We start from the raw sequence: 6,272 nt of genomic DNA on the forward strand, positions 1-6,272 counted from the left end.
GGCCAATGACGGTCAGCAGCTGCGACGCCACAAGGGCAAGCACGATACGCATGAGTGCCGCACTCGCGACGCCCACGATGATGGCCTTGCGCCGCTGGGCTGCGGGCAGGCCGCGCACCACCATGCCAATAACGACGGCATTATCGCCTGCCAGGGTGATGTCGATCATGACAACCTGGGCAAGCGCGATCAGGGCGTGCCAGGTGAGATCAGGCGCCACATTATCCTCCACATATCTTCAGGGCCCGAAACCTAGCGGCCAGACGGGGTGCGCGCAATTATACGCACCCCAACGCAGGGTGTTCGCCTGGAAGGTGTTCGTAGCGTGCGTATTGCGGTAAGAGGGCCCGATCCGGACTTTCCGCTCTCGCAGCGTTTTCTTCCCGAAGGAGCCTTACCGTCATGGTGCCACGCTATAGCCGCCCTGAAATGACCGCCATCTGGTCGCCTGCCAACCGCTATCGTATCTGGTTCGAGATCGAGGCGCTGGCCTGTGAGGCGATGGCAGAGCTGGGCGATATGCCGAAGGAAGCGGCGCAGGTCATTCGCGAGCGTGGCGACGCCGCCATGGCAGCGTTCTCGGACGAGGATCTGGCCCGTATCGACGAGATCGAGGCCGTGACGCGTCATGATGTGATCGCGTTCCTGACATGGCTGGCCGAAAAGATCGGCCCTGAGAGCCGCTTCGTGCATCTTGGCATGACGTCCTCCGACGTTCTGGACACGTGCTTTTCGGTCCAGCTCGTTCAGGCAACCGACCTGCTGCTTGAAGATCTTGATGCCGTTCTGGCCGCATTGAAGAAGCAGGCTTTTGCCCACAAGAACACAGTCACGATCGGCCGCTCGCATGCCATCCATGCCGAGCCGACCAGCTTCGGGCTCAAGCTCGCTGGCCATTATGCCGAGTTCGCCCGCAACCGTGAGCGCCTGCTGGCGGCCCGCAAGGAAATTGCCATCTGCGCGATTTCAGGCGCAGTCGGCACCTACGCCCATATCGACCCCCGTGTGGAAGAATTCGTGGCAGCGCGCCTCGGCCTTGCCGCCGAAGATGTTTCGACGCAGGTCATCCCGCGCGACCGTCATGCCGCATTCTTCTGCGCGCTTGGCGTGATTTCGAGCGGTATCGAGCGTCTGGCTGTCGAGGTGCGTCACCTTCAGCGTTCGGAAGTGCGCGAGGCGGAAGAATTCTTCCATCCTGGGCAGAAGGGCAGCTCGGCCATGCCCCACAAGCGTAACCCGGTGCTTTCAGAGAACCTTACCGGTCTGGCCCGTCTGATCCGCTCGCACGTTATCCCGGCGCTTGAAAACGTGGCCCTTTGGCATGAGCGCGATATCAGCCACTCCTCTGTCGAGCGCAACATCGGTCCCGATGCCACGATTGGCCTCGATTTCGCGCTGATGCGTCTGGCAGGCATGATGGACAAGCTGGTGGTCTATCCCGAGCGCATGATGGCCAATCTCGAATCGCTGGGCGGTGTGGTCCATTCGGGCGAGGTTCTGCTGGCTCTTGCCCGCTCGGGCATTTCGCGTGAGGACGCCTATCGTATCGTGCAGCGCAACGCGATGGAGACCTGGACGAAACTCGGGACACCTGAAGGTCGAAGCTTCCGCGAGAATCTGGATGCGGATCCCGAGGTCGCTGGTCGGGTCGATTCAACGGTGCTGGATGAGGCTATGGACAGCACACGACATCTTGTTGCCGTAGACCGCATTTATGACAAGGTTTTTGGTTGAGATCCCACATTATGTGTTGACCTTGTGGCGTCTAATTGTGGAAGTAACGTGTTTGTAATCTCAAGCACGTTCATCCGGACCAAGACGAAAGCTGACCAATGGCTTCCACATCGCGCCCACGAGGGCATGCACTAACGAACTTCATCGCCGTTATCGCGGCGACGGGCGGCCTCCTTTTCGGGTATGATACTGGCATCATCTCGGCCGCCCTGCTTCAGCTCACGCCGCAATTCCAGCTGACCACGGAAAGCGCCGAGATCGTTACCTCGGCCGTTATTCTCGGTGCGCTGATCGGTTGTATCTCGGCAGCACCGCTTTCGGATCGTCTGGGTCGTCGTCGCACGATCATCGCTGCGGCGACGCTGTTCCTTATAGGAACCGTGATCGTGACCTTCGCGCATACGGTCGCCATTCTGACCTTTGCTCGCCTCATCCTCGGGCTTGCCATCGGCGCCTCATCGCAGATCGTGCCGATCTATATTGCCGAGATCGCGCCGCCCGAGCGTCGCGGTTCGCTCGTGGTTGCGTTCCAGTTTGCCATCGCCTTCGGTCAGCTTATCTCATTCATCACCGGCTATCTGCTGCAGGATTACTCCTGGCGCCTGATGTTCGGCCTGGGTGTCATCCCGGCGGTTATCCTCTTTGTCGGCATGCTTTTCCTGCCCAACAGCCCGCGCTGGCTGGCCATGCAGGGTGAGTTCGAGCGCGCTCGCACCGTGCTGCGTAGCGTGCGTCGCACCGATGCTGAAGCTGATCGCGAACTGCAGGAAATCCAGGATCAGCACGACGAGAAGGCCCCGCTTTCCGAAGTGTTCAAGCCCTGGGTCCGTCCGGCTACCATTGCGGCCGTCGGTATTGCGCTGCTGTGCCAGCTTACTGGCATCAACGCGGTCATGTACTACGCGCCGACCATTTTTGCCGATGCTGGCTTTGGTCAGTCATCCGCTCTGCTGACCTCGGTTGCGGTCGGTGTCTCGATGGTCGGTACGGTCGCGTTCGGCGGCTGGGCTGTCGATGCCTGGGGGCGTCGTACCCTGATGCTTCGCATGATCCCCGGTGCTGTTGTCTCGCTCGTTCTGCTGGGCTTCATGTTCTTTACTGGTCAGACGCATGGCTGGGGTGCATTTGTGACTGCCGCTGCCGTGGTGGGTTATGTCGTGTTCAACGTCGGCAGTCTTTCCGTGGCGATCTGGCTGGTGGGCGCCGAGGTGTTCCCGCTTTCCTGCCGTGGCACGGGCATGAGCCTTGTTGCTGCCAGCCACTGGGGCGCAGATCTGATCATCTCTCTCACGACGCTCAGCATGGTTAAGGCGCTCGGCGCTGGCGGTACGTTCTGGCTCTTCGCAGCCGTGAATGCCGTCTCGTTCTTCTTCGTGCTGCGTTATGTGCCCGAGACACGGGGCCGTTCGCTGGAGCAGCTCGAGGCATCCCTGCGTGACGGCACCTTCGCGCCCATCGCTCGCGCCAAGGCTGCTGCGGCCGAATAAGACGACAGGCGCACTCCTGTCATGGCGACAGGGGACGATCATGGGTATGAACGGCGTTGCTCCGCTGCTATATGCGGGACAACGCCGTTCACCGTTTTTGAAAGATCGTCATGGCACGCCGTCGTCAGCTCTATGAAGGAAAAGCCAAGATCCTGTTCGAGGGGCCAGAGCCCGGCACACTCGTTCAGTATTTCAAGGATGATGCCTCCGCCGGCAATGGCGTGAAAAAGGGGATCATCACCGGCAAGGGCGTGCTGAACAACCGCATCAGCGAACACCTCATGCTTCGCCTGCATGAAATTGGTATTCCGACTCATTTCGTTCGTCGCCTGAACATGCGCGAGCAGCTGATCCGCGAAGTCGAGATCATCCCCCTTGAAGTCGTTGTGCGCAACGTGGCTGCGGGCTCGATTGCCAAGCGCCTCGGCCTTGCTGAAGGTACGCGTCTGCCCCGGTCGATTCTCGAATATTACTACAAGAACGATGCGCTCAACGACCCGATGGTGTCGGAAGAGCATGTCACCGCCTTAGGCTGGGCCAATGCGCAGGATCTCGATGAGATCAATGCCTATGCGCTGCGCACCAATGATTTTCTCACGGGCATGTTCCAGGGCATCGGCATCCAGCTTGTCGATTTCAAGCTCGAATTCGGTCGCCTGTGGGAAAACGACGAGATGCGTATCGTGCTCGCCGACGAAATTTCTCCCGATAACTGCCGCCTGTGGGACACCAAGACGAGCGAGAAGCTCGACAAGGACCGTTTCCGTCGGGATATGGGCCGTGTCGAGGAAGCTTATCAGGAAGTCGCCCGCCGCCTTGGCATTCTGCCCGAGGCCGGCAACGGCGATCTCAAAGGACCGGAGGTCATGCAATGAAAATTCGCGTCAATGTCATGCTGAAGGAAGGCGTGCTCGATCCGCAGGGCAAGGCCATTGGTCACGCCCTTGAGGTGCTGGGCTTTGCCAATGTCGGCGAAGTGCGCGTGGGCAAGACCATGGAACTCGAGATTGCGAGCGAAGATCGTGAAAAGGCACTCGCCCAGGGCGAGGCAATGGCCCGTGAGCTTCTGGCGAACCTCGTGATCGAAGATTTCGCTGTCGAGGTTGTTGGATGACCCGCAAGCTGGCTCTTCTGGCGGCAGTTGCGCTTGCACTGCCAGCAGGCGGCCTGGCCGGTGTGGCTCAGGCTGATGAGCATCGTCTCTCTTCCATGCAGGCTGGTCGCTTCGGCGCCATCTGCTCCAAGCCTCAGGGCAAGGCCGTCTGTGATGCCTATATTGCTGGCATGGCTGATTCAGGTGCGCTTTCGGCCCTGAACGCCAAGAGCAATGGCGATAGCGGCACGGTGGTCGGTTTCTGCGTCCCTGACGCCGAAACAACGGATGCCATGCGCGGCAAGGTGCTGTCCTGGCTCAAGGCTCATCAGGACGTTCTGAAATTCCCTGTTGGCAAATCCGTTTTTGCGGCTCTGCACGAGGCTTATCCGTGTTCGGGTCAGGGAGGGAAGCCATGAAGGCCGGTATCGTCGTTTTCCCCGGTACGAACCGTGAGCGCGACATGGAGCAGGCGCTTCGTCTTGTCAGCGGCAAGGCACCTACCATGCTCTGGCATCGTGATACGAGCCTGCCTGATCTGGACCTGATCGTCCTTCCGGGCGGGTTCAGCTTTGGCGACTATCTGCGTTCAGGCGCTATGGGTGCCCATTCGCCGATCCTGCGCGAGGTGCGTGCCTTTGCCGAGCGCGGCGGGTATGTGCTGGGCGTGTGCAACGGGTTCCAGATCCTGACCGAAGCCCAGCTTCTGCCAGGCGCGCTCCTGCGTAATGCAGGGATGCGTTTCCTTTCGCAGGACGGGTTCCTCCGTGTCGAGACGCAGGATACGGCCTTCACGCGTGACTGGTCCAAGGGCGATGTCTTCCGTGCGCCGCTGGCTCATGGTGACGGCAACTACACGGCCTCGGAGGCCGAGCTCGATCGCCTCGAGGGTGAAGATCGCGTGGCTTTCCGCTATGTCTGCGCCAAGGGCACACTCGATGCCGCGAACCGCGTCAGTAACCCCAATGGCAGCCAGCGCTCCATTGCAGGCATTCTGAGCGCCAACAAGCGCGTCTGCGGCCTGATGCCCCACCCTGAAAACCTGGTCGATCCCGATCTTGGCGCGACAGATGGCGTGCCTCTGTTCTCGGGTCTGGTGAAGAGTCTCGTCGCATGAGCATGATCGTCAACGCTGAACTCGCTGCCCGCTTCGGTCTCTCTGCCGAGGAATACCAGAAGGTTCTGGACATCATGGGCCGCGTGCCCAGCCTGACCGAACTCGGTATCTTCTCGGTCATGTGGTCGGAGCATTGCTCCTACAAATCATCGCGTGTGCATCTCAAGACCCTGCCCACCAAGGCCCCCTGGGTCATTCATGGCCCCGGTGAAAATGCCGGTGTTGTGGATATCGGAGACGGTCTCGCGGCTGTCTTCAAGATGGAAAGCCACAACCATCCGTCGTTCATCGAGCCCTATCAGGGCGCGGCGACTGGTGTGGGCGGCATCCTGCGCGATGTGTTCACGATGGGCGCGCGCCCCGTTGCCAATCTGAACGCACTTCGCTTCGGTGACCCGTCGCTTCCTGTGACGCAGCGCGTGATTGACGGCGTGGTGCGTGGCATTGGTGGCTACGGTAACTGTGTTGGTGTGCCCACGGTAGGCGGTGAGATCAACTTCCACCCGGCCTATAATGGCAATCCGCTCGTCAATGCCATGACCGTCGGTATCGCCCGTCAGGATCGCATTTTCCTCTCGGCTGCTGCGGGTATCGGCAATCCGGTGGTCTATGTCGGCTCCAAGACCGGGCGCGATGGCATCCATGGCGCTACCATGTCCTCGGCGGAATTCGACGAACATGCGGCGTCCAAGCGTCCGACGGTGCAGGTGGGTGATCCGTTCACCGAGAAGCTGCTGATTGAGGCCTGTCTCGAACTGATGGCGACCGACGCTATCGTGGCGATTCAGGATATGGGCGCGGCTGGCCTCACATCCTCTGCCGTCGAGATGGCGGGCAAGGG

The 6,272-nt window shown here is 60.4% G+C and carries 8 protein-coding genes; 7 read left to right on the forward strand and 1 reads right to left on the reverse strand.

Going from position 1 to position 6,272, the window contains the following annotated elements:
* Positions 1-169 (reverse strand): TerC family protein (locus tag P792_RS38885; protein WP_408734846.1); only part of this gene is annotated, 169 nt, incomplete at its 3' end.
* 233 nt (positions 170-402) lie between these two features.
* Here P792_RS38885 and purB point away from each other — a divergent pair.
* The 7 genes from purB to P792_RS38890 all read left to right on the forward strand — a co-directional run.
* Positions 403-1,734 (forward strand): adenylosuccinate lyase, encoded by a 1,332-nt coding sequence (purB, locus tag P792_RS30805; RefSeq protein WP_023979206.1) that lies wholly within the window; start codon positions 403-405, stop codon positions 1,732-1,734.
* A gap of 98 nt (positions 1,735-1,832) precedes the next feature.
* The gene (locus P792_RS30810) at positions 1,833-3,221 is read left to right on the forward strand and encodes a sugar porter family MFS transporter (protein WP_023979207.1); all 1,389 of its coding nucleotides are present in this window, start codon (positions 1,833-1,835) and stop codon (positions 3,219-3,221) included.
* A 110-nt stretch (positions 3,222-3,331) separates the two neighbouring features.
* Positions 3,332-4,096, forward strand: a complete 765-nt coding sequence (gene purC / locus P792_RS30815; protein WP_023979208.1) for a phosphoribosylaminoimidazolesuccinocarboxamide synthase — start codon at positions 3,332-3,334, stop codon at positions 4,094-4,096.
* Complete coding sequence (gene purS, locus P792_RS30820) at positions 4,093-4,335, forward strand: phosphoribosylformylglycinamidine synthase subunit PurS (protein WP_023979209.1); 243 nt, start codon at positions 4,093-4,095, stop codon at positions 4,333-4,335. Before purC ends, purS begins: the two co-directional genes overlap by 4 nt.
* Positions 4,332-4,733, forward strand: a complete 402-nt coding sequence (locus P792_RS30825; RefSeq protein WP_023979210.1) for a Rap1a/Tai family immunity protein — start codon at positions 4,332-4,334, stop codon at positions 4,731-4,733. The genes purS and P792_RS30825 overlap by 4 nt, the downstream gene beginning before the upstream one ends.
* Complete coding sequence (purQ, locus tag P792_RS30830; protein ID WP_023979211.1) at positions 4,730-5,431, forward strand: phosphoribosylformylglycinamidine synthase subunit PurQ; 702 nt, start codon at positions 4,730-4,732, stop codon at positions 5,429-5,431. Before P792_RS30825 ends, purQ begins: the two co-directional genes overlap by 4 nt.
* Positions 5,428-6,272, forward strand: an 845-nt coding sequence (locus tag P792_RS38890) for an AIR synthase related protein (RefSeq protein WP_023979212.1), incomplete at its 3' end; no start/stop codon positions are given. The genes purQ and P792_RS38890, both read left to right, overlap by 4 nt.

The sequence above is a fragment of the Asaia sp. SF2.1 genome (genome assembly GCF_000505765.1).
Lineage (GTDB): Bacteria > Pseudomonadota > Alphaproteobacteria > Acetobacterales > Acetobacteraceae > Asaia > Asaia bogorensis.

Coding starts and splice junctions, on each gene's coding strand:
- purB (WP_023979206.1), top strand. CDS start 403: ATGGTGCCACGCTATAGCCGCCCTGAAATGACCGCCATCTGGTCGCCT.
- P792_RS30810 (WP_023979207.1), top strand. CDS start 1,833: ATGGCTTCCACATCGCGCCCACGAGGGCATGCACTAACGAACTTCATC.
- purC (WP_023979208.1), top strand. CDS start 3,332: ATGGCACGCCGTCGTCAGCTCTATGAAGGAAAAGCCAAGATCCTGTTC.
- purS (WP_023979209.1), top strand. CDS start 4,093: ATGAAAATTCGCGTCAATGTCATGCTGAAGGAAGGCGTGCTCGATCCG.
- P792_RS30825 (WP_023979210.1), top strand. CDS start 4,332: ATGACCCGCAAGCTGGCTCTTCTGGCGGCAGTTGCGCTTGCACTGCCA.
- purQ (WP_023979211.1), top strand. CDS start 4,730: ATGAAGGCCGGTATCGTCGTTTTCCCCGGTACGAACCGTGAGCGCGAC.